Genomic DNA, 22,576 nt, shown 5'->3' with positions numbered 1-22,576 from the left:
ATCAGCCACGCTCCCAGTAGCTCGGTCCGACGGGTTCGGTGAAGTCGCTCTGCGCGACGAGGTAGCCCTCCGAGTCGACCGCCAGCGGCAGCTGCGGCAGCGGCCGCGCGGCCGGACCGAAGACGACCCGCGCCGAGTCGGCCAGGTCGAAGGTCGACTGGTGGCACGGGCACAGCAGGTGGTGGGTGGTGCGCTCGTACAGCGAGATCGGGCAGCCGACGTGGGTGCAGATCTTCGAGTAGCAGACGATGCCGTCGACCGACCAGTTCTCCCGGCCGTCGCCGGGGATGATGTCGTCGGGCTCCATGCGGACGACGACGACCGCGCCCTTCGACTTGCCGACCTGGAGCGCGAGGCCCTCGAGCGGCTCGCCGTCGGGGCCGCCGTTGAACAGGCCCTCGGGCTCGGCGTTGACGAGGTCACCGATCTGCAGGTCGCCCGGGCGGATCGGGGTGCCGACGACGTCGCGGACGACGCGCATGCCCTTGTCCCAGATGGTGTGCTCGAGGCCGGCGCCCGGGTACGGCTGCTCCTTGGTGACCTTGGCGTTGCTCGGCCCGAGGTCCCACAGCGGCACGATCGCGGTGACGCCGACGAGGCCCACCGCGCCGAGCAGCGAGTTGCGGACCAGCGGCCGGCGGGCGATGCCGGACTCCTCGATGCCCTGGTTGAGGGCCGCGAGGGTGACCGCGCGGTCCTCCTCCGGGGACGCGACGGCGTGGCGCTCCTCGACGAGCTCGACGTCCGCCATCAGCTTGCGCGCCCACTGGATGATGCCGAGGCCGATGAACAGCAGGGCACCGGCCAGGGTCAGGCCGAGGGTGAGGTTCTGGGCGCCGAGGCCGGCGACCGTGTCGTCCGCTCCGACCGTGAAGTACGAGACGACGAACAGTACGGTGCAGATCGCCGACAGCCCGAACAGCGTCGCGACCTGCCGCTCCGCGCGCTTCTCCATCCGCGGGTCGACGTCGGTCGGCCGCCAGTGGTGCTCGGGGAGGCCCGGGTTCGCGTAGAGGTCGTCCCGTTCGGGGAGGTTCGGGTCCTCGTGGCCGTCGTGGCCGTCGTGGGGAGTGGGCGGGGTGCTCACGCGTCCACCTTCTTCTTGGTCGATCGGGTCGTGTGGGCGGCGATCCAGACGGCCGCGCCGACGCACAGGCCGATGCCGACCAGCCACGCGGCCAGGCCCTCCGGCACCGGGCCGAGGCCACCGAGGCCGAAGCCGCCGTAGCTCGGCATCTCGTCGAGCGAGCCCAGGTAGGCGATCACGTCGCGCTTCTCGTCCGGCGACAGGTTGCCGTTCGAGAAGTTCGGCATGTTCTGCGGGCCGGTCAGGAGCGCCTCGTAGATGTACTTCGGCTCCACGCCGCGGATCTTCGGGGCGTGGCCGCCGCGGGGCATCGCGCCGCCCGAGCCCTCGAAGTTGTGGCAGGCGGTGCAGTTGGTCAGGAAGATCTGGCCGCCGCGGGTGATCGCGGCCTGCCGCTCCTCGTCGGACATGCCCTCGAGGCTGTAGTCGCTCTCCTCGGGAACGGCCGGGCCGGGGCCGAGCGAGGCGACGTACGCCGCGAGCGCGGCGACCTCGCTGTCGTCGAAGACCTCGGGCTTGCGCGGGGCCTGGGCGCCGGGCTGGGTCAGCGGCATCCGGCCGGTGCCGACCTGGAAGTCGACCGCGGCTGCGCCGACGCCGACCAGCGACGGGCCGAGCTGGTTGCCGTTCTGGGTCTTGATCCCCTCGCCGTTCTGGCCGTGGCAGAACGAGCAGCTCACGAGGAAGAGCTCGCGGCCCTTCGCGACCTGCTCCGCACTGGACGCGGTCTCGTCCGCGGAGGCGGGGGAGAAGGCGGCGTACAGGCCGCCGGTCATCAGCAGTCCCAGCAGGAGGACGACGACACCCGCGAGGGGGCCGCGACGGTGCCTGGAGATCCGACCCGCCGAGCGGTTCAGGAGTCGCACATTCAGTCCTTCGGTGTCAGATGCGGAACGGATGGCCCGGTGGGGCTACTGGACGAGGTAGATGGTCGCGAACAGGCCGATCCACACCACGTCGACGAAGTGCCAGTAGTAGGAGACGACGATCGCGCTCACGGCCTGCTCGTGGGTGAACTTGCGCGCCACGTACGTGCGGCCGAGGACGAACAGGAACGCGATGAGGCCGCCGGTCACGTGCAGGCCGTGGAAACCGGTGGTCAGGTAGAACATCGTGCCGTACGCCGAGTCCTGGATGGTGACGTTGTGGTGCACCAGCTCGGCGTACTCGGTGGCCTGGCCGCCGATGAAGATCGCACCCATGACGTAGGTCAGCACGAACCACTCGCGCAGGCCCCAGCCGCGGACGTTGAACACCGAGCCGGTGCGGCCGACCTGGCCGCGCTCGGCCGCGAACACGCCGAGCTGGCAGGTGAGCGACGACAGCACCAGGATCGTGGTGTTGACCGAGGCGAACGGCACGTTGAGGTGCGCGGTGTTCTGCGCCCACAGCTCGGGGCTGACCGCACGGATCGTGAAGTACGACGCGAACAGCGCCGCGAAGAACATCAGCTCACTGGAGAGCCAGATGATCGTCCCGACACTGACCATGCTCGGTCGGTCGTGGTGCCCGTGCAGTCGGGAGGCCGGAATCGCGGTTGCTGTCGCCACGCGGTCATTATGTCGTGGCCGGTTCCGGAGGGCACCCCGGGCCCCCCGTGTTTCGAGGTCATAAAGTTCACAGCGTGCCCGAACTTCCCCGCTTCACCCTCGGCACGGTCTTCACCGGCTGGTCGCTGGAGCCCGTCGCGTTCGTCCTGACGGTCTGGATCGCCGGGCTCTACCTCTACGGCGTGTGGGTGCTGCGGCGCCGCGGGGACCGGTGGCCGGTGGGCCGCACGACCGCGTTCGCGGCCGGAATGGGCGCGTTCTACTTCGCCACGGCGTCGGGGCTCGGCACCTACGACCTCACGCTGCTGAGCGTGCACATGGTCCAGCACATGATCCTGTCGATGCTGGTGCCGATGGCGCTGGCGCTCGGCGCGCCGGTCACGCTGGCGCTGCGCACCCTGCCCCGCCGGCCGCGCCGCTGGCTGCTGGCCGTGCTGCACTCGCGGGTGGCGAAGGTGCTCTCCTTCCCGCCCCTCACCCTGCTGCTCTACGTCACCTCGCCGTGGGCGCTCTACTTCTCGGGCTGGTACCCGGCGACGCTGCACTCGACGTACCTCCACGAGGTGCTGCACCTGCACCTGGTGCTCGTCGGGTGCCTCTTCTTCTGGCCGATCATCGGCGTCGACCCGGTGCCCGGGAAGGTCGCCTACCCGTTCCGGATGCTGCTCGTGGTGCTGACGCTGCCGTTCCACGCGTTCCTCGGCGTCACGATCATGGGCGAGGAGGAGCTGATCGGCGGCGACTGGTACCCGAACCTGCACGACGGCCCGATGGGCGCCTGGCTGCCCGACCCGCTCGACGACCAGCACCTCGCCGGCGGCATCCTGTGGGGCTCCGGGGACCTGGTCGCGCTCGCGCTGTTCGCCGTGCTGTTCACCCAGTGGGTGCGGTCGTCGTTGGCGGAGGCCAAGCGCGAGGACCGGCGCCTCGACCTGCTCGAGGCGCGGGAACGCGCGGCAGCCCAGCGGGCCGCCGACTCCGACCGGTAGCATCGCGGCCGTGAGCGACTCGAAGACCCTGCGCGTGCTGGTCTACAGCGACGACGTGAACACCCGGCAGCAGGTCCTCCTGGCCCTCGGCCGGCGGCCGCACCCCGACCTGCCCGAGCTCGAGTACGTCGAGGTGGCCACCGAGCCGGTGGTGATCGCCAACATGGACGCCGGCGGCATCGACCTGGCGATCCTGGACGGCGAGGCGGTCCCCGCCGGCGGCATGGGCATCGCCAAGCAGCTGAAGGACGAGATCTACATGTGTCCGCCGGTGCTGGTGCTCACCGGGCGTCCGCAGGACGCCTGGCTCGCGACCTGGTCCCGCGCCGAGGCCGCCGTACCGCACCCGCTGGACCCGATCCAGCTCGCCGACACGGTCGTCTCGCTGCTGAAGTCCCGCGTCCCCGCCAGCACGTGACCAGCTGGCCGGAGGTCCTGACCGCCCTGGTCGGTGGCGCGGACCTCAGCGCGGACCAGACCGCGTGGGCGATGGGCGAGATCCTCGCCGGCGAGGCGACGCCCTCGCAGATCGCCGGCTTCGCGGTCGCGCTGCGCGGCAAGGGCGAGACGATCGACGAGGTCACCGGCCTGGTCGAGTCCATGTACGCCGTCGCGACGCCGCTCTCGGTCCCCGGCCGGCTGCTCGACGTGGTCGGCACCGGCGGCGACCGGTCCATGTCGGTCAACATCTCCACGATGGCCGCGATCGTCGCCGCCGGCGCGGGTGCTCGCGTGGTCAAGCACGGCAACCGCTCCGCGTCGTCGCAGTCGGGCTCCGCCGACGTGCTCGAGAAGCTCGGCATCCGCCTGGACCTGCCGCCGGAGCGGGTGGCCGCGGTCGCCGAGGAGGCCGGCATCACGTTCTGCTTCGCCGCGGCGTTCCACCCGGCGATGCGGCACGCCGCCGTGCCCCGGCGCGAGCTCGGCATCGGCACCACGTTCAACCTGCTCGGCCCGCTCACCAACCCCGCGCACGCCGCCGCGCAGGCGATCGGCTGCGCCGACGCCCGGATGGCGCCGGTGATGGCCGGCGTGTTCGCCAGGCGCGGCGTGGACGCCTGGGTGTTCCGCGGTGACGACGGCCTGGACGAGCTGACCACCACGACCACCTCCCGGCTGTGGCGCGTGCACGGCGGCGAGGTCGTCGAGGCGACCGTCGACCCGGCCGCGCACGGCATCCCGCGCGGCACCGCCGAGCAGCTGCGGGGCGGCGACGCTGCGCACAACGCCGACGTCGTACGGCGGGTGCTCGAGGGCGAGGACGGTCCGGTGCGCGACGCCGTCCTGCTCAACGCCGGCGCGGCGCTCGCCGTGCACGCGACCCCGGGTCTCGACCCCGACGAGGCGCTGGCCGCCGGCCTGGACCGGGCCCGCGAGGCGGTCGACACCGGTGCCGCGAAGGCGACGCTGGACCGCTGGGTCGCGGCCACCTCGGCCTAGAGGTCGAGCACGTAGGCCCGGCCTTCGGGGCGGAAGCCGACCTTGCCGTAGTAGGGCCCGACCATCGCGGGCGAGGTGACGACCCGCCGGATCCCCAGCTCCTCGAGCAGGCCGCTGCGGCGCCACACGAACTCGCCCGGGGTGAAGTCGCGGTACCGCGGCGTGCCGTAGTCGAGGACCACCCGCGCCACATCGCCGTCGCGGTGCACCACCACGACCCCCACGGTCTCGTCGCCGCGCATCACGATGAAGGCGTGGTCGTCCGCATCCGGGTCCCAGAGGAAGTCGGGCTGGAAGCGGAGGATGTCCTCGCCGTGGACCCGCAGCACGTGGCGCAGGTACTCGTCGGTGGGCTCGACCTCCAGCACGTCGAACGCCGCCTCGTCGTGGCGCTGGCGCTGCAGCTGCACGATGAACCAGAGGTTGATCGCGGTGAGCACGACGTTCATCGCGACCATCGGCCAGACGCCGATCATCGCGTTGAAGAAGACCAGCACCAGGCAGGCGACGGTGTTGAGCACCCGGAAGCGCAGCACCCGCGCCTGCAGGAGCGAGAAGACCAGGAGCGCGCTGCCGGCCCACCCGACGATGTCGAGCCAGTCCATCGCCCGCGCCGGCTAGTCGAGGCCGAGCGAGAACGCCGACTCGAGGTCGTGCCGCGAGTAGGCGCGGAACGCGATGTGGGTCTCGGTGCTGGTCACGCCGGGCACCTTGTTCAGCTTGTCGGCGACGACGCTCGCGACGTCCTCGTGGGCGCGGACCCGGACCAGTGCGATCAGGTCGATCTGGCCCGTCACCGAGTAGACCTCGCTCACCCCGTCGAGGGCGGCGATCTGCTCGGCCACCTCGGGGATCCGGGCGACGTCGGCCTTGACGAAGACGATGGCGGTGATCATGGCCGCCAACCTAATGGACGTGGGCTATCGCGTGGGCTGGTGCACGGTGGAGAGCCCGCGGCGGTCGGCGAACGGGACCAGCGAGAGCCGGGACTGGCCGACCGCGTCGTGGACCGCGAGGTGGCGGGTGGCGCCGGCGACCGGACAGGTCCACTCGCCGTCGACGTCGACCAGGCGGATGCCCGGCGACTCCAGCCAGCGCAGGACCTTCTCGGTCTCCTCGGCGGTGGCCGCCGGGGTCGGACCCGGGGCGGGGGAGACGGTCTCGGCCGAGAGCCGCAGCGTCGTGACGTACGCGCGCGCGTCGGCGCCGGGCGGGATCACCCCGGCGGCGGCGAGCCGTCCGTACCGCACCACGTGGACCTCCCACCGGCCGGCCCGTCCGGTCGGGTCCGGCTCCCGCCGGGCGGCGACCACCTCGGGGCAGCGGGTGAGCGCCGAGAGCCGCTGGGTGCGGGCGGCGGCCCGGACGAACGCCGCCAGCCGGTCGCGGTGGATGCCGGCCTCCTCGAACCGCTCGTCCGCGGCCAGCGCGGCCATCCGGGCGTTGATCGCCTCGACCACCTCGTCGGGGCGCCGGAGCAGGGAGTCGCGCAGCTGGCGCACCACGGCGGCGTACGTCGCGTCGTCGACGCTGCCGTCGCAGGGGGACAGGCAGCGGTCCATCTCGGCGAGCACGCAGGGCGACTTCCGCGCGGGCGCCTTCGGCAGCTTGTCCGAGCACTGGCGGACCGGGAACGTGTCGTGGAGGGCGGCCAGGCACTTCTCGGCCGTCTTCTTCGACGAGAACGGGCCGAGGTAGTCGGCGTCGTCGTCGAGCACCCGGCGGACCAGCGACAGCCGCGGCCAGGGCTCGCGGGTGAGCTTGATGAAGTGCACCTTCTCCGGGAACCGCGAGCGCCGGTTGTAGCGCGGCTTGTGCTCGGCGATCAGCCGCAGCTCGCGCACCTCGGCCTCGAGGGCGGTTGCGCACTCGATGCCGTCGACCCGGCTCGCGATGCCGACCATCTCGCCCATCCGGGACCGGGTCTCGGAGGCGGTGAAGTAGGACCGGACCCGGCTGCGCAGGTCGCGCGAGGTGCCGACGTAGAGCACCCGGGCGCGCTCGTCGCGGAACAGGTAGACCCCGGGCGCGTGGGGGAGCGCCTCGGCGAGATGGCGCTTGCGGCGCTGCGCGGCGGTGACCCGCGAGGAGAACGTCTGGAGCTCCTCGAGGGTGTGGACGCCGAGCCCGCCGAGCCGCTCCATCATCCCGTGCAGGACGTGCACGGTGGCGCGGGCGTCCTCCAGCGCCCGGTGGTTGGGCGTCACCGGCGAGCCGAACGCCTTGGCCAGCGAGGAGAGCTTGCAGTTCGGCGCGTCGTCGCGGGTGATCACGCGGCGGGCGAGCTTGGCGGTGTCGAGCACCTCGAACCGCGGCCACGCCCGGCCCTGCTGCTCCGCGAAGTGCTTGAGGAAGCCGACATCGAACGGCGCGTTGTGGGCGACCAGCACGGTGCCGGCCGCGAACTCGAGGAACGCCGGGAGCGCCGACTCGATCGGCGGCGCGTCGGCGACCATCCCGTTGGTGATGCCGGTCAGCACCGCGATGAACGCCGGGATCTCGGTGCGCGGGTTGACCAGCGTCTGGAACTCGCCGAGCACCTCGCCGCCGCGGACCTTCACGGCGCCGATCTCGGTGATCATCGCGCCGCCCTCGGCCGAGCCGCCGGTGGTCTCGAGGTCGACCACGCAGAACGTGATGTCGCGCAGGGGACGGCCCAGCTCGTCGAAACTGCGTTGCGACTCCCACCGGGAGGTCGCACGCTGGGCGCCGCTGATCATGTCCTCGACGCTAGATCGGCCCACCGACAATCCCCGGGACGACGCGCGGGTCGCCCCGGTGACCTGCCCATTGACTACGCTCGGGGCCACCGCGAGAGAGGAGCGTCATGAGCACTGGCCTTCCCGACGACCAGCGCTGGCGCTGCGCCGGCTGCGGCAACCTCACCCGCTTCGACGTCACCCGCACCCGCCGGACCACCGAGTTCTGGCACTTCGACCTCGCCGGCGACCACCGCGTCGAGGAGACCGACGTGCGCGACGAGGCGGTCGAGCGGGTCACCTGCCGCTGGTGCGGCCGCTCCGATGCGATCGAGCTCGTGCCGCGCCACCAGCCGGCGCCATGACCGAGGGGGGAACCGGGCCGGGGCTCGCGGACCTGCCCGAGCCGGTCCGCGTCCGGGTCGTCGCGCTCACGGCCGACGTGCTGCCCGACGTACCGAAGCTGCCGCCGGCGGTACGCCGGGTGGCCGGCTTCGCACCCGCGCGGCGGGCCCGGCTGGGTGCGACCGCCATCTCCGAGGCGCTCGCGGACGACGAGCTGCGCGAGCGAGTCGGCACCCAGCTGGCGGCGCGCCCGGGCCCGGACCCGGCCGACGCCGTGGGCGACGCCGCGCACCGCTGGCTCACGCGTGCCGAGGGCTGGGAGGAGGCGCTCGCCGACGCGGTGCGCCGGGTCGCGGAGCGGCCCGAGCCCGGGAACGACCGTGCGGAGCGGGAGCTGGAGCGGCTGCGGGCCCGGCTGGCGGATGCCGAGCAGTCGGTGCGCGAGCAGCGGGCGGCGCACAAGGCCCAGCTGGACGAGGTCAAGGCCGAGAACGCCGCCCTGCGGCGCAAGCTCGGCGACACCCGGCTCGCCGAGAAGGACGCGCGGACGGCGGCCGAGGAGGCCGCGGCGGCCGAGCGCGCGGCCGGGGAGCGGGCCGCCGCGCTGGAGCGGGAGAACCGGCGGCTGCGGTCCCAGGTGGAGCGGCTGGAGGAGGAGGCGCGCGAGGGGCGCCGGGACGCGCGGTCCGAGCGCGACGAGGCGACGCTGCGCGCCCGGATCCTCCTGGAGACCGTCATCGACGCCGCGACCGGGCTGCGCCGCGAGCTCGCGCTGCCCCAGGTCAGCGGCGCGCCGGCGGACCGGGTCGAGGCCGACGTCGCAGAGGCCGGCCACCGGGTGCCGGCACAGGCGTCGCTGGAGCAGTACCTCGCGATGCCGCGGGCCCGCCTGGTCGTGGACGGCTACAACGTCAGCAAGGCGGCCTGGCCGAGCTCGTCGCTGGAGGCCCAGCGCGCCCGGCTCGTGCGGTCGATCGCGCCCCTCGTCGCGCGCACCGGAGCCGAGACGACCGTGGTGTTCGACGCCGCCGAGACCGACCACCGGCCGCCGGTGCCCGCGCCCCGCGGCGTCCGCGTCCTCTACAGCCCGCGTGGCGTGATCGCCGACGACGTGATCCGCGAGCTGGTGGCCGCCGAGCCCGAGGGGCGGGTCGTCGTGGTGGTCACGGCCGACCGGGCGGTCGGGCGCGACGTGGCCCGGGACGGCGCGCGCGTCGTCCCGCCCGAGGCGCTGCTGGACGTGCTCGGCCGGTGACCGTCGGGCCGCTGTCGGTGGGCCCTGTCACCGTTCCTGGCATGACGACGAGAATCGACTGCGACTCCTGCACGGTGCGGGGTCTCCACTGCCACGACTGCGTGGTGACGGTGCTGCTCGGGCCGCCGCCCGAGCTCAGCCTCGACGACGACGGCGCCCGGGCGCTCGACGTCCTCGCCGCCGGTGGCCTGGTGCCTCCGCTGCGGCTGGTCCAGCCGGTCGACGGACCCCAGGTGGAGTCCGCCTGACCGTGACCAGAGTGACCGATGTGACGTCTGTGACAGGTCACGGCAAAGTAACGGAGAAACGCCGAGCGACTTCGGTTGAAAGTTTGGCCGTCGGGCGATGTCGCCGTTAACGTGTGGCACTCAGGTGGCCGGACCGTGGATCACTCGGATCCTCGCGGCCACCGCGCTGAGTCTCGGTCCGGTTCGCCGGTCCGGGAGCCGGGGAACCAACCGGTGGCCGTGCTCGGACGACCACCACTGGGGTGAATCCTCCGCCTGAGCGGAGGTAGGGCAAACGTTGTGCCCGAATCCGTCAGCTCACCCGGTAGGCGTACGACGTAACAAGGAGAGCGCCACCTCGTGCTGAACGCCCGGAAGCGACTCGTCACCCTCGTGTCCGGTAGTGCCCTCATCGCCGCCGTGGGATTCATGCCCTCGACGCCGGCGAACGCCGAGCCCGACATCAAGGACGTCCAGGCCCGGGTGGACCGGCTCTACCACGAGGCCGAGCAGGCCTCGGAGCGCTACAACGACGCCAAGCTCGAGCTCACCTCCCTCAAGCGCGACCTCGGCCTCCTCAAGGCCGACCAGGGCCGGCAGGACGACCGGCTGGAGCAGGTCCGGCGCCAGGTGCAGGACTCCGTCATCCGCCAGTACGAGGGCCAGAACCTCTCCGCGATGGGCCAGGTCGTCCTCTCCGACGACCCGCAGAAGTTCCTGTCGCAGCTGTCCACGATGTCGGCCTACAACGACATGCAGGACCAGCTCTTCGACGACTACGCGACCGAGCTGAAGTCCCTCGACATCCGCAGCGACGCCACCGCCAAGCGGGCCGCGCAGGTCGCCACGCTCGAGGAGAAGCTCGGCGCCGAGAAGGCGACGATCGACAAGAAGCTGGCCGAGGCGAAGACGCTGCTCGGTGAGCTGCAGGCCAAGGAGCGCCAGGAGATCCTCTCCCGGGGCTCGACGACCCGCACTCCCGAGGTGTCGGCGTCCGGGCGGGCCGCGGCCGCGGTCAGCTACGCGATGGCCCAGGTGGGCAAGGCCTACGTCTACGGCGCGGCCGGCCCCAACGCCTTCGACTGCTCCGGCCTCACCATGATGGCCTGGGCGCAGGCCGGGGTGTCCCTGCCGCACTCCTCGAGCGCGCAGTACAGCTCCGGTCCGCACGTCGCCGAGAGCGACCTCCAGCCCGGCGACCTGGTCTTCTACTACAGCCCGATCAGCCACGTCGGCATGTACATCGGCAACGGCCTGATCGTGAACGCCGAGAACCCCAGCTCGGGCGTGCGGGTCACGGGCCTGCACTCGATGCCGTACGTCGGAGCGGTTCGCCCCGGCTGACACACTGGTACGCGTGAAGACCGGTCGTCCCCTCTGGTGGGTGGCCGGTCTTTCGCTGTGCCTGCTCGTCGCCGTCGGCCTGGTCACCTGGGTCGCCGTCGACGACCAGCCCTACGTCGCGCCCACGCCGGCCGCGTCGACCGGGGGCAGCCCGTCGCCGGCGCTCGCCACCGAGGCGCTGCGCTCGTTCGAGCGGGCGGTCCGCTCCGGCGACGAGGACGCCGCCCGCGCGCTCGCGCCGGCGGACGACGCGGCGGCCGCGGACCGGCTGGCGGGGATCGTCGCCAACGCCCGCGCGGCGCGGGTCCGCGACTTCACGCTGCGCTACGTGGACGCGGAGGGCGCCTACGCCGACGGCACCTGGCAGGCCGCCGCGGACGCCACCTGGCAGTTCGAGGGGTTCGACCGGGCCCCGGCGCACGCCGAGGTCCTCGTCGGCCTGCGCGACGACGGCGGCCGGGTCGCGATCACCGGGTTCGGCGGCGGCGACCGGGTCTCCCCGCTGTGGCTCTCCGGCCCGCTGGAGGTCCGCCGTACGCCGCGGACGCTCGTGCTCGTCGACGGCTCGGCCGCGGAGGCGCGCGAGTACGCGCTGCGGGCGCGGACGGCGGTGCCCGTCGTCCGCCGGGTGCTGCCGGACTGGCGGCGTGGCCTGGTCGTCGAGGTGCCGGCGTCCGAGGACGACCTGGACCGGGCCCTGGACGCCGACCCGGGCACCTACGACCAGATCGCCGCGGTCACCACCTCCGAGGACGGGCAGCTGACGCCGGACGCGCCGGTGCACGTGTTCGTGAACCCGGACGTCTTCGGGGGTCTGCGTCCCACCGGCGCGCAGGTCGTGATGAGCCACGAGGCCGCGCACGTGGCGACGGGGGCGTTCGTCAGCCCGATGCCGCTGTGGATCCTCGAGGGCTTCGCCGACTACGTCGCGCTGCGCGACGTCGACCTGCCGGTCGCGAAGTCCGCCTCCCAGATCATCGCCGAGGTGCGCAAGGACGGCGCCCCGCGGGCGCTGCCGTCCGCCGACGACTTCGGCACCCGGACGCCCGACCTCGGGGCGACGTACGAGAGCGCCTGGCTGGCGAACCGGCTGCTCGCGCAGCGCGGCGGTGAGGCCGCGCTGGTGCGGTTCTACCGAGCCGTCGACCGCGGCACCCCGGTCGGACCGGCGCTGCGGGCCGAGTTCGGGTTGGGCGTCCCGGCCTTCACGCAGCAGTGGCGGACCCTCCTGCAAGACTTGGCGGGGTGAGGAGTCCGGACCGTCGGGTCGCCCTGGTCGTGACGGCGGTCGGTGGCGTCGCGTTCGCGGTGCTCGCCGCCGTGCTGGTGCCGTGGCACCCCGTGCCGGGTGGCATGCCGGCGCCGGTGCCGGCGTCCTCCGTGCTCACCGACGAGCAGATCCGGCGGGCCGAGGACTACGCCGCGCTCGCGCGGGCCTGGGGCTGGAGCTCGCTGGCGGTCTCGCTGGTGGTCGCCTGCGTGCTGGGCTTCTCGAGCTGGGGCCGCCGGATCGTCGCACGGCTGCCCGGCTGGTGGTGGGTGCGCGTGGTGCTCGCGGTCGTCGTGGTCGCGCTGGTCGGCCGACTGGCGACGCTGCCGTTCGCGGTGCTGGCACGCCGGCACGCCCTGGACTACGGGCTCACCACTCAGGACTGGTCCGGGTTCGCCCGGGACGTCGCGATCTCGTTCGGGGTCTCGCTGGTGGTCACGTCGGTGCTGCTCGTGGTGCTCGTGGGCTGCGCCCGGCGCTGGCCGCGGGCCTGGCCGGCCGTCGCCGGCGCCGTCCTCGGCGGGTTCGTGCTGGTCGCGTCGTTCGGCTACCCGATCGTCGTCGAGCCGCTCTTCAACAGCTTCAGCTCGCTTCCCGACGGCGACCTGCGCACCAAGGTCTTCGCCCTCGCCGACCGGGAGGGCGTCCCGATCGACGACGTCCTGGTCGCCGACGCGTCCCGGCGTACCACCACGCTCAACGCCTACGTCTCCGGCTTCGGCGACACCCGCCGGGTGGTGCTCTACGACAACCTCGTCGAGGACGTGCCCGAGGACGAGACGCTGTCGGTGGTCGCGCACGAGCTGGCCCACGCCAAGCACGACGACGTGCTGACCGGGTCGCTGCTCGGCGCGGCCGGCGCGGTGTTCGGCGTCGGCCTGCTCGCGCTGCTCGTCGGCGCGGTCGGTGAGCGCCGCGGCGTCCGGATGCGCGACCCGGAGGTGGTGCCGCTGGTGCTCGCCCTGGTGGCGATCGGCACGCTGCTGTCGGCGCCGGTCCAGAACGGCATCAGCCGGCACATCGAGACCCGCGCGGACGTCGAGGCGCTCGAGGCGACCCACGCCCCGGGCGCCTTCGAGGCCGTGCAGCGCCAGCTGATGCTGCGCTCGCTCGCCGACCCCACGCCGCCGGCCTGGTCGCAGTTCTGGTTCGGCTCGCACCCCACCGGCCTGACCCGGATCGCGATCGCGCGGCAGCTGGCCGAGAAATGACCGATGGCCGCGGACCTCATGGGTCCGCGGCCATCCCGGTTGCTGGGTTCGTCGTCTACGGCGTCCGGTCGATCGAGTTGCTCGTGTCGGTGAACAGCCCGGTGATGGCCGGGCCGAAGATGACCATCGCCGCGACGACCGCGGCCGCGACGGCGAACACGAGGAGGCCGTACTCGACGGCGCTCGCACCGCGCTCGTCCATCCGGGCGCGGTGAGCCTCGACGATGATCCTCAGGTACTGCAACATGTGATTCTCCCTCCCACCTGTGCTGAGGCCCCCACGGGGCGGGGCCTGCATCAGAGTCACCGTTCCCCGGTGTGGACGGGTCGAAGCACTGGTCCGGACCACCTCGCCGGCCTCAGCCGAGGTGGTCCAGCATCGACAGCGCCGCGGGACCGAGGACGACCACGAACAGGCAGGGCATGATGCAGAAGATCAGCGGCACGGTGATCTTCACCGGCACCTTCTGGGCCTTCTCCTCCGCGCGCTGGCGCCGCTTGACCCGGATCTCGGACGACTGGACCCGCAGCACCTGGGCGATCGGGATACCGAGCTGGTCGGCCTGCACCATGGCACCGACGAAGACACGCAGCTCCGGAACGGTGGATCGGTCGGCCAACCCGCGCAGGGCGGCGCTGCGGCCCTGGCCGAGCTGCATCTCCCGGATCATCCGGGACAGCTCGTCCGCGAGCGGGCCCTCCGTGTTCCGTGCGACCTGCTGGACGGCGGCGTCGAAGCCGAGCCCGGCCTCGACGCTGATCGTGAGCAGGTCGATGGCGTCGGGGAGGTCCCGACGGATCCGTTCGGAGCGGTCGTAGGCGCGCTGGTACAGGAGCAGGCCGGGGGCGTAGAACCCGAGCGCGGCGCCCGCGATCGCGAGCACCGCCCGCAGGGGCAAGGATGCGCCGACGAGGAACCCGAGGACCGTAGCCACGACCAGCCCGACGAGCGCGCCGATCACCGTGCAGGTGAGGACCCGGTCGACCGTCCACCCCGCTGGGTTCCCGGCCAGGTCGAGGCGGTGGCGGATCCGCTCCGGTGCGTCCTTGCCGGCGAGCCGGCGGCCGAGGCCGCGGAAGCGGTCCACGGCCGGGTCGAGGACCCGCTCGCGGAACGGTGGCGGGGCTTCGCCGATCAGCGGGCGCGGTGTTGCCGAGCTGGCCTCGACCAGCGCCAGGGACCGGGCCACGCCCCGCTGGTCGACCGGCTCGCGCAGCGCCACTGCGAGGAGGCCGATCGCCACGGCCACCAGGAGCCCACCCAGCAGGAGCGCCACGTCAGACCTCCACCTTGACCAGGCGGCTCATCCAGAACACTCCGACGGCGAGCCACAGGGCACCGCCCACGAGGAACACGACGCCGCGGGGGTCGGTGAACAGCGGCATGACGTAGTCGCGGTTGGTGAGCAGCAGGTAGAGGAAGAACACTCCAGGAAGGCAGCCGAGCACCCACGCCGAGAGCTTGCCCTCGGCGGACAAGGTGGCGACCTGGCGGCGCACGTACTCCCGCTCCCGCATGGTGGCGGCGACGGTGTCGAGCAGCTCGGCCAGGTTGCCCCCGACCTCGCGCTGGATGCGGATCGCCATCACCGCCCAGTGCAGGTCGTCGCTGTCGAACCGCTCCGCGACGCCCTCGAGCGCGTCCTCCAGCGGTACGCCGAGGCGGGTCTCGACGAGCGCGCGGCGGAACTCGCCCGCGACCGGGTCCGACCCCTCCCGGGTCACGGTCTCGACGGCCTGGGCCAGGGAGAGGCCGGCCGCGAGCGACCCGGACATCAGCTGCAGCGTGTCCGGGACCGCGGCGGCGAAGGCCTTGCGGCGGCGGCCGGCGCGGACGCCGAGGTAGAGCCAGGGCCCGACCGCCCCGAGCGCGGCGAGGACCAGGAAGAGCGGCACGTCTCCCTCGCCGAGCAGCAGCCCCAGCAGGCCGGCCACCACGAACACGCCGGTGTGCACCAGCAGCCACTCGGCGGCTCTGAGCCCGCTGCCCGCGGCCTCGAGCCGGTGCCGGATGCGCTGCTCCAGGCCGCGGTTGCTGCCCAGCACCTGCTCCGCGGCACCGGTCGCCTGCGCGACGGCCCCGGGGCGGTGGGCGGCCGCAGCGGCGGCGAGGTCGGCCCCCGGGCCGACGTACGTCGTGACCCGCTCCTCGGCCGACATCGCGCGCGGGCCCGACGCGGGGACGAGCAGCACGAGCACGCCGAGCAGGCCGAGACCGACGGCCGCGGCGCCCGCGACCAGCAGCGGGCTCATGCCCGCCGCCCGGGCACGAACAGGGCGGGATCGACCACCACGCCGGCGTACTCGAGCTTCTCCACCACCTTCGGGCGCAGCCCGGAGGGCACCAGGTCGCCGCCGGGCCGGTCGAGCACGAACACGTCCTGGAGGGTGATGACGTCGCCCTCCATCCGCTCCACCTCGGTGACGTGGGTGACCCGGCGCGACCCGTCCTTGAAGCGGGTCTGGTGCACGATCAGGTCGATCGCGGACGCCATCTGCTCGCGGATCGCGCGCATCGGCAGGTCCATGCCGGCCATCAGCACCATGGTCTCGATCCGGGCCAGCGTGTCGCGCGGGCCGTTGGAGTGCACGGTGCAGATCGACCCGTCGTGGCCGGTGTTCATCGCCTGCAGCATGTCCAGCGCGGACGCGTCCCGGACCTCGCCGACGACGATCCGGTCCGGGCGCATGCGCAGCGCGTTGCGCACCAGGTCGCGGGTGTCGACCTCGCCGCGGCCCTCGATGTTCGCGGGCCGGGACTCCAGGCGCACGACGTGGTCCTGCTTGAGCTGGAGCTCGGCGGCGTCCTCGATCGTGACGATCCGCTCGTCCGCGGGGATGAAGGACGACAGCACGTTCAGCGTGGTCGTCTTCCCCGCGCCGGTGCTGCCGGACACGATGACGTTCAGCCGGGCCCGGACGCAGGCGGCGAGGAAGTCGTGGGCGCCGGGGGAGAGGGTGCCGTTCGCGACCAGGTCCTCCGCGGTGAGGGGGTCGGCCGCGAACTTCCGGATGGTCAGCGCGGACCCGTCGACGGCCAGCGGCGGGATCACCGCGTTCACCCGGCTGCCGTCGGGCAGCCGAGCGTCGACCATGGGGCTGGACTCGTCGACGCGCCGGCCCACCCGCGACACGATCTTGTCGATGGTCCGGCGCAGGTGCGCCTCGTCGACGAACCGCGCCGCGGTGGTCTCCAGCCGGCCGTCCCGCTCCAGCCAGATCTGGTGCGCGCCGTTCACCATCACCTCGGACACCGTCGGGTCCCGCAGGAACGGCTCGATCGGCCCGTACCCCAGGATGTCGTCGGTGATCTCCTGGGTCGCCCGGGCTCGGTCCCGGTGGCTGAGCGGCTTCTCCTGCGCGCCGAGCACCTCCGCCAGGACGGCGTGGACCCGCTCGGCGAGCTCGTCGTGGTCCATGTCCGCGTCGTACAGCTGCGGGCCGAGCTGCTGGAGCAGCTCCGCGTGCACGGTGCCCTTGATCTCCTCGATCCGGTCCTGCTTGCCCAGCTGGGACATCCGCTCGGTCAGCGGCGTCGGCTCGACGAGCTCGTGGCCGGCGCTCTCCCGGGCGGCCGCCAGGCGATCGGCGAGGCTCATACCGTCACCTCCGGATCCGGAACCGGCGGGTGACCGGGGCCGCCGGCTGCTCGGCCGCGGGCTCGGCGGGCTGCCCGGCGAGCCGGCCCGCCAGGTCGCGGATCGCGGTGCTGGACGGGTGCTCGGGCTTGCCCACGACGATCGGGGTGCCGACGTTCGTCGCGGCGGCGATGTCCGTCGAGGTCGCGACCTGCGCGGCCACCGACAGCCCGAGGATCGCCTCCACCTTGTCCGCGCCGATCCCGACCGCGTCGTCCGCCCGGTTGAGGAGCAGGTGCCGGTGGCCGCGGGCGATGCCGAGCATCTCCAGGGTCTCCAGCGCGACGCGCACGTTCTTCAGCGTCGGTACGTCGAGGGTCGCGACCACCACGCACTCGTCGGTCTCGTCCAGCGCGGCCAGCGTCGCCTCGTCGAAGGCGGGCGCGGTGTCGACCACCACGTAGTCGAACGTCTCCCGCAGGATCGTGAGCACCCGCGCGACCAGCGCGGGCGTGACGCGCTCGCGCACGTCGGGCCCGCTGGGCGCGGCGAGCACCATCAACGCGTCCTGGTGCCGGGTCAGCAGCGTGTCCACCAGCGACACGTCGAGGGAGTCCTCGGAGCCGATCGCGTGCTCGATCGTGTGCGAGGGGAACAGCTGCAGGGTGATCGCCACGTCGCCGAACGCGAGGTCGAGGTCGACCAGGCAGACGCGGCGCGCGCCGCGGTCGGCGAGCGAGAGCGCGAGGTTGACGGCCATCGTGGTCTTGCCGACTCCGCCCTTGGGGGAGAAGACCGTGACGACCTTGCCCCGCTGCGTGGCGCCCGTCGGCCCGCGCAGCGCGACGTACAGCTGGTAGGCCCGGTTGGCTGCCGCCGCGACGGCCTCCAGGTCGCGGTCGGGCACGACGTCGCGGGCGCCGGCCTTCATCGCCCGGGTCAGCAGCCCGGCGTCGATGACGTCGCGGACGAGCACGACGCTGGCCGTCGGCCGGCCGGTGCGCAGGCTCTCGCACGCGGCCAGCGCGTCGTCCAGGTCGAGGTGCGGACCCAGCAGCACGAGGTACTCCTCGGTGTGCTCGGTCAGCCAGGCCGACAGCCGCTCGGTGCAGTCCACGCCGTGCGCGGACTCGGGCATGGCCGTCAGCAGCTCGCCGACGGTGGCGGGATCGGGGTCGACGACAACCGGCATCTCAGCTCTCCGTCACCTGAACAGGTTCGCGGACGTCACGCCCGCGCCGCCTGACTTGACCTTGCTCTGACCGTTGAGGAGCGCGAACGCGAGCTCGCCGTTCGACGAGGCGTAGAGCACCTTCTGCGCCTCCCTCTGGTCGACCGCGACCGTGAGGAGCGTCCGCGGCAGCTCCTCGGTCGTCGGGGAACCCTGCTCGTCCGTGGTCGTCGTGGTCACCGGCGCCGTGGACCCGACCCCCAGGACGGTGACCCGGGGCAGCAGCAGCCGGGTGAACGTCTGGCCCGTCTGCGGGTCGGTCCCGTTGAGGAACACCGAGACCTCCGACCCCGGCTCCAGGAACCCGGAGACCCGCGCCGCGTCCGTCAGGTTGACCGACACCGCCATCTTCCCGGGCGGGATCGGGAGGGTGGCCGCGGCCTCGGCCGACGAGCCGAACTTCGCGGCGATCAGCTGCTCACCCGGGTAGATCGGCACCAGGGCGACCTCGCCCTTCAGCGCGTCGGCGTTCGCGCCGGCGCCGTCCAGGAGGTCGTCGCGCGCGACCTTCGCGGTCGCGACCTTGCCCGCGGCCCGGGCCGCGTCGATGCTCTCGCCCGGGGCGATCTGTCCGGTCGCGACCAGCACGTCGACCCTCGTGAACCGGTTCGCGGCGCGCGCGTCGGCGCCGCGCGCGTACGCGAGGACCAAGGCCACTCCCAGCACGGCCACTGCGGCCGCTCCCAGGACCAGCAGTCGTCGTCGATCCATGTCGACCCCTCCCACTCCCCGTGAGCTCCCACGGAGGTTATGACCGGTATCGGGGCTCGTCGAACGCTGGAGCAGACCAGCGTGGCACGGAGGTTTGAGCTCCCGTTACCGATGGGTACGGGGTCCTGTTTCTAGGACTGGTACAGCGCGGCGACGTCGTCCTTGAACTCGCGCATCACCACGTTGCGCTTGAGCTTCAGGCTCGGGGTGAGCTGGCCGCCCTCCTCGGTCCACTCGTCGGCGAGGATCGTGAACTTCCGGATCGACTCGGCCTTGGAGACGGCCTGGTTGGCGTCGTCGACCGCTTCCTGGATCGCCGCCCGCAGGTCGGGGTCGTCGATCAGGTCCTCGATGCTGCCCGCCTTGCCGTGCTGCTCGGCCCACAGCGGGAGCGACTCGCGGTCGATGGTCACCAGTGCGCCGACGAACGGCTGCCCGTCGCCGACGACCATGCACTGGTCGACGAGCAGGTGCAGCCGGACCCGGTCCTCGAGCACCGTCGGCGCGACGTTCTTGCCGCCGGCGGTCACGATGATCTCCTTCTTGCGGCCGGTGATCCGCACGAAGCCCTCGTCGTCCACCTCGCCGAGGTCGCCGGTGTGGAACCAGCCGTCGCGCTCGAGGGCCTCGGCCGTCGCCTCCTCGTTGTGCCAGTACCCGGCGAAGACCTGGCCGCCCTGGAAGAGCAGCTCGCCGTCGTCGGCCACGCGGACGGCGGTGCCGGGCAGCGGCCGGCCCACGCTGCCGACCTTGATCGCGCGGGGCAGGTTGGCGGTCAGCGCCGCGGTGGTCTCGGTGAGGCCGTACCCCTCGAGCACCGTCAGGCCGATGCCTCGGTAGAAGTGGCCCAGCCGGTCACCGAGGGGCGCGCCGCCGGACACCGCGTAGACGCAGCTCCCGCCGAGCGCGTCGAGGAGCTTGCCGTAGACGAGCCGCTTGAACAGGGCGTGCTTGGCGCGCACCGCGAGGGACGGCCGGCCCCGGTCGAGCCCGCGCGAGTAGTCGATCGCGGTCTGCGCGGCCTGGTCGAAGATCCGGCCGCGGCCGTCGGCGGTGGCGCGCTGCGAGGCCGTGTTGAACACCTTCTCGAAGACGCGGGGCACCGCGAGGATGAACGTGGGCTGGAAGGCCTGGAGGTCCGGCAGCAGGTTCTTGATGTCCGCGCTGTGCCCGAGCCGGGTCCGCGACTTGATGCAGCCGATCTCGATGATCCGCGCGAAGACGTGCGCGAGCGGGAGGAACAGCAGCGTGGACGACCCCCGGGTCTCGAACAGCTCGGGCAGCGAGTCGACGGCCACGCCGAGCTCGAACATGAAGTTGCCGTGGGTGAGCATGCAGCCCTTCGGGCGCCCGGTGGTGCCCGAGGTGTAGATCAGCGTCGCGAGGTCGAGCGGCGTCGCCGTCGTACGCCGCTTCTCGAGCTCCTCGTCGGAGATGTCGTCGCCGAGGCTGGTGAGGGTGCCGACCGCGTTGTCCGAGATCGACCAGACGTGGTTGAGCAGCTCGAGACCGCCGCGCACCTCGTTGATCCGGGCGAGGTGCTCGGGTCCCTCCGCGACCACCGCGCGGGCGCCGGAGTCCTCGAGGATCCACGCGATCTGCTCGGCCGACGACGTCTCGTACACCGGCACCGACACCGCGCCCGCGAACCAGATCGCGTAGTCGAGCAGCGTCCACTCGTACCGGGTCTTGGAGATCAGCGCGACCCGGTCGCCGGCCTGCACGCCGGCGGCGATCAGGCCCTTCGCCACCGCACTCACCTCGGCGAGGAACTGCGTCGCCGTGACGTCCTCCCAGCCGTCCGGCCCGGGGCGGCTGAACTGGACGGTGTCGCCCGCCTCCCGGGCGTTGGTCACGACGTCGTCGGTGAGGTTGCCGGTCGACGGGATCTCGGTCGTCAGCGGGGTCGAGAACTCTCGCACGGCCCGACGTTACCGCGTGCGGGAGGTCCCCGGACCATCCGGTACGCTCGCTGCCCGAGTCGAGACCAGCCCGTGAGCAAGGGGACCCGATGGCCGAGCAGACCACCTCGTCGATCGTCATCGACGCCGACCCTGCGGACATCATGGGCGTGATCGGCGACTTCCCGGCGTACCCCCACTGGGCCAAGGGCGTCACCACCGCCGAGGTGGTCCGCGAGGGCACCGACGGGTGGGCCGAGCAGGTGTTCTTCGAGCTCGACGTGAGCCCGATCAAGGACGAGTACACCCTCGCCTACGAGTGGGACGGGTACGACGGGGTGACCTGGACGCTCGTCGAGGGCAAGATGCTCCGCGCCCTGGACGGCGCCTACCTGCTGCGCCCCCTCGGCGCGGGCACCACCGAGGTCACCTACCGGCTCTCGCTGGACGTCTCGATCCCGCTCATCGGCATGCTCAAGCGCAAGGGCGAGAAGATCCTGATCGACGCCGCGCTCAAGGGTCTGAAGAAGCGCGTGGAGTCGCTCTGAGGATCCTGCTGTTCACCGGCAAGGGAGGGGTCGGGAAGTCCACCGTCGCCGCCGGGACCGCCGCCCTCGCCGCGGCAGACGGGCGGCGCACGCTGGTGCTGTCGACGGACGCCGCCCACTCGCTCGCCGACGCCTACGGCTGTCCGGCCGGCGCGATCGGCGCCGAGCCGACCGAGGTCGCGGACCGGCTGTTCGTGCAGCAGGTCGACGCACAGCTGCGGTTCGAGCAGTCCTGGGCGGACATCCAGCGCTACCTGCTGTCGGTGCTCGACGCCGCGGGGGTCGACCCGGTCGCGGCGGAGGAGCTGACCGTCATCCCCGGCGCGGAGGAGGTGCTGGCGCTGCTCGAGCTGCGCCAGCACGCGCTCGCGGGGGAGTGGGACGTCATCGTCGTCGACTGCGCCCCGACCGCCGAGACCCTGCGGCTGCTGGCGCTGCCCGAGGCGCTCGGCTGGTACATGCACCGCGTGCTCCCGGTCGAGCGGCGGGTGGTCAAGGCGCTGCGGCCGGTGCTCAGCCGGGCGGCCGGCGTCCCGATGCCGGGGGACACGGTCTTCGACGCCGTCGAGCGGCTGCACGCCGAGCTCGAGCAGGTGCGCGAGCTGCTGAGCGGTCCGGAGGCCAGCGTCCGGCTGGTGCTGACCCCGGAGAACGTCGTGCTCGCCGAGGCCCGGCGCTCGTACACGACGCTGTCGCTGTTCGGCTACCGCGTGGACGGCGTGGTCGCGAACCGGGTGTTCCCGGCCGAGGGCGCCGACGACTGGCGGGCCGGCTGGGTGGTCGCCCAGGACGAGGTGCTCGAGCGGGTCGGGGAGTCGTTCGCGGGGCTGCCGATCTGGCGCTCCGAGTACCGGCCCCGCGAGCCGGTCGGCGTCGAGGCGGTCACCGCGCTGGCGCGCGAGGTGTACGCCGGCACCGACCCGCTGGCGACCGGGAAGGGCCGCGGGCCGTTCCACATCCGGCGTACCGAGGCGGGCGCCCTGCTGCGCCTCGCGCTGCCCCTGGTCACACGCGCCGACGTCGATCTGGCGCGCAATGGCGACGATCTGGTCGTGACCGTGGGATCGTATCGTCGGCTGCTCACGCTCCCCTCCGGGCTGGCGCGCTTCCGCATCGCCGGCGCCCGGGTGGAGCAGGGGGAACTGCAGGTGCGGTTCGTCGAGGACCCCGTGGACGAGGGCGGAAGGTGA

At 72.8% G+C, this 22,576-nt stretch carries 24 protein-coding genes and 1 riboswitch; of the genes, 11 read left to right on the top strand and 13 right to left on the bottom strand.

Annotated elements, in window-relative coordinates; all coding sequences use genetic code 11:
• Window position 1 precedes the first annotated feature (1 nt).
• From qcrA to ctaE, 3 genes are read right to left on the bottom strand one after another with little or no spacing between them, the layout of a single operon-like run.
• Window positions 2-1,087, bottom strand: coding sequence for a cytochrome bc1 complex Rieske iron-sulfur subunit (qcrA, locus tag ABD086_RS17105; RefSeq protein WP_343908810.1), 1,086 nt, complete (start codon window positions 1,085-1,087; stop codon window positions 2-4).
• Window positions 1,084-1,953, bottom strand: coding sequence for a cytochrome bc1 complex diheme cytochrome c subunit (gene qcrC / locus ABD086_RS17100; protein ID WP_486348033.1), 870 nt, complete (start codon window positions 1,951-1,953; stop codon window positions 1,084-1,086). Before qcrC ends, qcrA begins: the two co-directional genes overlap by 4 nt.
• A 45-nt stretch (window positions 1,954-1,998) precedes the next feature.
• Window positions 1,999-2,637, bottom strand: coding sequence for an aa3-type cytochrome oxidase subunit III (gene ctaE / locus ABD086_RS17095; protein ID WP_486348032.1), 639 nt, complete (start codon window positions 2,635-2,637; stop codon window positions 1,999-2,001).
• A gap of 74 nt (window positions 2,638-2,711) precedes the next feature.
• Between ctaE and ABD086_RS17090 the strand changes: the two genes are divergently transcribed.
• The 3 genes from ABD086_RS17090 to trpD are packed head-to-tail and all read left to right on the top strand — an operon-like array spanning window position 2,712 to window position 5,066.
• Window positions 2,712-3,626, top strand: a complete 915-nt coding sequence (locus ABD086_RS17090; RefSeq protein WP_343908809.1) for a cytochrome c oxidase assembly protein — start codon at window positions 2,712-2,714, stop codon at window positions 3,624-3,626.
• A gap of 10 nt (window positions 3,627-3,636) precedes the next feature.
• The gene (locus ABD086_RS17085; RefSeq protein WP_343908808.1) at window positions 3,637-4,044 is read left to right on the top strand and encodes an Rv3143 family two-component system response regulator; all 408 of its coding nucleotides are present in this window, start codon (window positions 3,637-3,639) and stop codon (window positions 4,042-4,044) included.
• Window positions 4,041-5,066 carry an anthranilate phosphoribosyltransferase gene (trpD, locus tag ABD086_RS17080; RefSeq protein ID WP_343908807.1) on the top strand — a complete coding sequence of 342 codons (1,026 nt, stop codon included), beginning with the start codon at window positions 4,041-4,043 and terminating at the stop codon, window positions 5,064-5,066. Before ABD086_RS17085 ends, trpD begins: the two co-directional genes overlap by 4 nt.
• Here the strand turns inward: trpD and ABD086_RS17075 are convergent.
• From ABD086_RS17075 to ABD086_RS17065, 3 genes are read right to left on the bottom strand one after another with little or no spacing between them, the layout of a single operon-like run.
• The gene (locus ABD086_RS17075; protein WP_343908806.1) at window positions 5,063-5,671 is read right to left on the bottom strand and encodes a hypothetical protein; all 609 of its coding nucleotides are present in this window, start codon (window positions 5,669-5,671) and stop codon (window positions 5,063-5,065) included. The two genes, trpD and ABD086_RS17075, sit on opposite strands and share 4 nt — an antisense overlap.
• 12 nt (window positions 5,672-5,683) lie before the next feature.
• Entirely contained in the window at window positions 5,684-5,962 is a 279-nt protein-coding gene (locus ABD086_RS17070) for an Lrp/AsnC family transcriptional regulator (protein WP_343908805.1), read from the bottom strand.
• Window positions 5,963-5,986: 24 nt separating this feature from the next.
• A complete protein-coding gene (locus ABD086_RS17065; protein WP_343908804.1) occupies window positions 5,987-7,786 on the bottom strand; it encodes a DEDD exonuclease domain-containing protein in 1,800 nt (599 codons plus the stop codon).
• A 107-nt stretch (window positions 7,787-7,893) separates the two neighbouring features.
• Here ABD086_RS17065 and ABD086_RS17060 point away from each other — a divergent pair, with 107 nt between their 5' ends.
• The 6 genes from ABD086_RS17060 (at window position 7,894) to ABD086_RS17035 (ending at window position 13,417) form a co-directional block, all read left to right on the top strand.
• Window positions 7,894-8,130 (top strand): hypothetical protein, encoded by a 237-nt coding sequence (locus tag ABD086_RS17060; RefSeq protein WP_343908803.1) that lies wholly within the window; start codon window positions 7,894-7,896, stop codon window positions 8,128-8,130.
• Window positions 8,127-9,365: an NYN domain-containing protein gene (locus tag ABD086_RS17055; RefSeq protein WP_343908802.1), complete on the top strand. Its 1,239-nt coding sequence runs from the start codon at window positions 8,127-8,129 to the stop codon at window positions 9,363-9,365. Before ABD086_RS17060 ends, ABD086_RS17055 begins: the two co-directional genes overlap by 4 nt.
• A 41-nt stretch (window positions 9,366-9,406) precedes the next feature.
• A complete protein-coding gene (locus ABD086_RS17050; protein ID WP_343908801.1) occupies window positions 9,407-9,613 on the top strand; it encodes a hypothetical protein in 207 nt (68 codons plus the stop codon).
• Window positions 9,614-9,787: 174 nt separating this feature from the next.
• Window positions 9,788-9,939, top strand: a riboswitch (cyclic di-AMP (ydaO/yuaA leader).
• A 13-nt stretch (window positions 9,940-9,952) separates the two neighbouring features.
• Window positions 9,953-10,936 carry a C40 family peptidase gene (locus ABD086_RS17045; RefSeq protein WP_343908800.1) on the top strand — a complete coding sequence of 328 codons (984 nt, stop codon included), beginning with the start codon at window positions 9,953-9,955 and terminating at the stop codon, window positions 10,934-10,936.
• 13 nt (window positions 10,937-10,949) lie between these two features.
• A complete protein-coding gene (locus tag ABD086_RS17040; RefSeq protein ID WP_343908799.1) occupies window positions 10,950-12,185 on the top strand; it encodes a hypothetical protein in 1,236 nt (411 codons plus the stop codon).
• On the top strand, window positions 12,182-13,417 hold the full coding sequence (locus ABD086_RS17035; protein ID WP_343908798.1) for a M48 family metallopeptidase: 1,236 nt from the start codon (window positions 12,182-12,184) through the stop codon (window positions 13,415-13,417). The genes ABD086_RS17040 and ABD086_RS17035 overlap by 4 nt, the downstream gene beginning before the upstream one ends.
• Before the next feature lie 55 nt (window positions 13,418-13,472).
• On the opposite strand, the gene ABD086_RS17030 is transcribed toward ABD086_RS17035, so the two are convergent.
• The 7 genes from ABD086_RS17030 to ABD086_RS17000 form a co-directional block, all read right to left on the bottom strand.
• Entirely contained in the window at window positions 13,473-13,664 is a 192-nt protein-coding gene (locus ABD086_RS17030; protein ID WP_343908797.1) for a Flp family type IVb pilin, read from the bottom strand.
• A 112-nt stretch (window positions 13,665-13,776) separates the two neighbouring features.
• A complete protein-coding gene (locus tag ABD086_RS17025; protein WP_343908796.1) occupies window positions 13,777-14,694 on the bottom strand; it encodes a type II secretion system F family protein in 918 nt (305 codons plus the stop codon).
• Window position 14,695: 1 nt separating this feature from the next.
• Window positions 14,696-15,670: a type II secretion system F family protein gene (locus ABD086_RS17020; RefSeq protein ID WP_343908795.1), complete on the bottom strand. Its 975-nt coding sequence runs from the start codon at window positions 15,668-15,670 to the stop codon at window positions 14,696-14,698.
• On the bottom strand, window positions 15,667-17,016 hold the full coding sequence (locus ABD086_RS17015) for a TadA family conjugal transfer-associated ATPase (protein WP_343908794.1): 1,350 nt from the start codon (window positions 17,014-17,016) through the stop codon (window positions 15,667-15,669). The genes ABD086_RS17020 and ABD086_RS17015 overlap by 4 nt, the downstream gene beginning before the upstream one ends.
• 4 nt (window positions 17,017-17,020) lie before the next feature.
• Entirely contained in the window at window positions 17,021-18,187 is a 1,167-nt protein-coding gene (locus ABD086_RS17010) for a CpaE/TadZ family protein (RefSeq protein ID WP_343908793.1), read from the bottom strand.
• A 12-nt stretch (window positions 18,188-18,199) separates the two neighbouring features.
• Window positions 18,200-18,937 (bottom strand): Flp pilus assembly protein CpaB, encoded by a 738-nt coding sequence (gene cpaB / locus ABD086_RS17005; RefSeq protein WP_343908792.1) that lies wholly within the window; start codon window positions 18,935-18,937, stop codon window positions 18,200-18,202.
• A 131-nt stretch (window positions 18,938-19,068) separates the two neighbouring features.
• Window positions 19,069-20,859, bottom strand: a complete 1,791-nt coding sequence (locus ABD086_RS17000) for an AMP-dependent synthetase/ligase (RefSeq protein ID WP_343908791.1) — start codon at window positions 20,857-20,859, stop codon at window positions 19,069-19,071.
• An 89-nt stretch (window positions 20,860-20,948) separates the two neighbouring features.
• Between ABD086_RS17000 and ABD086_RS16995 the strand changes: the two genes are divergently transcribed.
• Both ABD086_RS16995 and ABD086_RS16990 read left to right on the top strand, forming a co-directional pair.
• The gene (locus ABD086_RS16995) at window positions 20,949-21,386 is read left to right on the top strand and encodes an SRPBCC family protein (protein ID WP_343908790.1); all 438 of its coding nucleotides are present in this window, start codon (window positions 20,949-20,951) and stop codon (window positions 21,384-21,386) included.
• Window positions 21,383-22,576, top strand: a complete 1,194-nt coding sequence (locus tag ABD086_RS16990; protein WP_343908884.1) for an ArsA family ATPase — start codon at window positions 21,383-21,385, stop codon at window positions 22,574-22,576. Before ABD086_RS16995 ends, ABD086_RS16990 begins: the two co-directional genes overlap by 4 nt.

Origin of the sequence: Nocardioides aquiterrae, assembly GCF_039526625.1 — a bacterium.
In the GTDB taxonomy this organism is placed as follows: Bacteria; Actinomycetota; Actinomycetes; order Propionibacteriales; family Nocardioidaceae; genus Nocardioides; species Nocardioides aquiterrae.
Note: the sequence above shows the minus strand (reverse complement) of the source record. Positions and strands in the feature narration are given on the sequence as shown.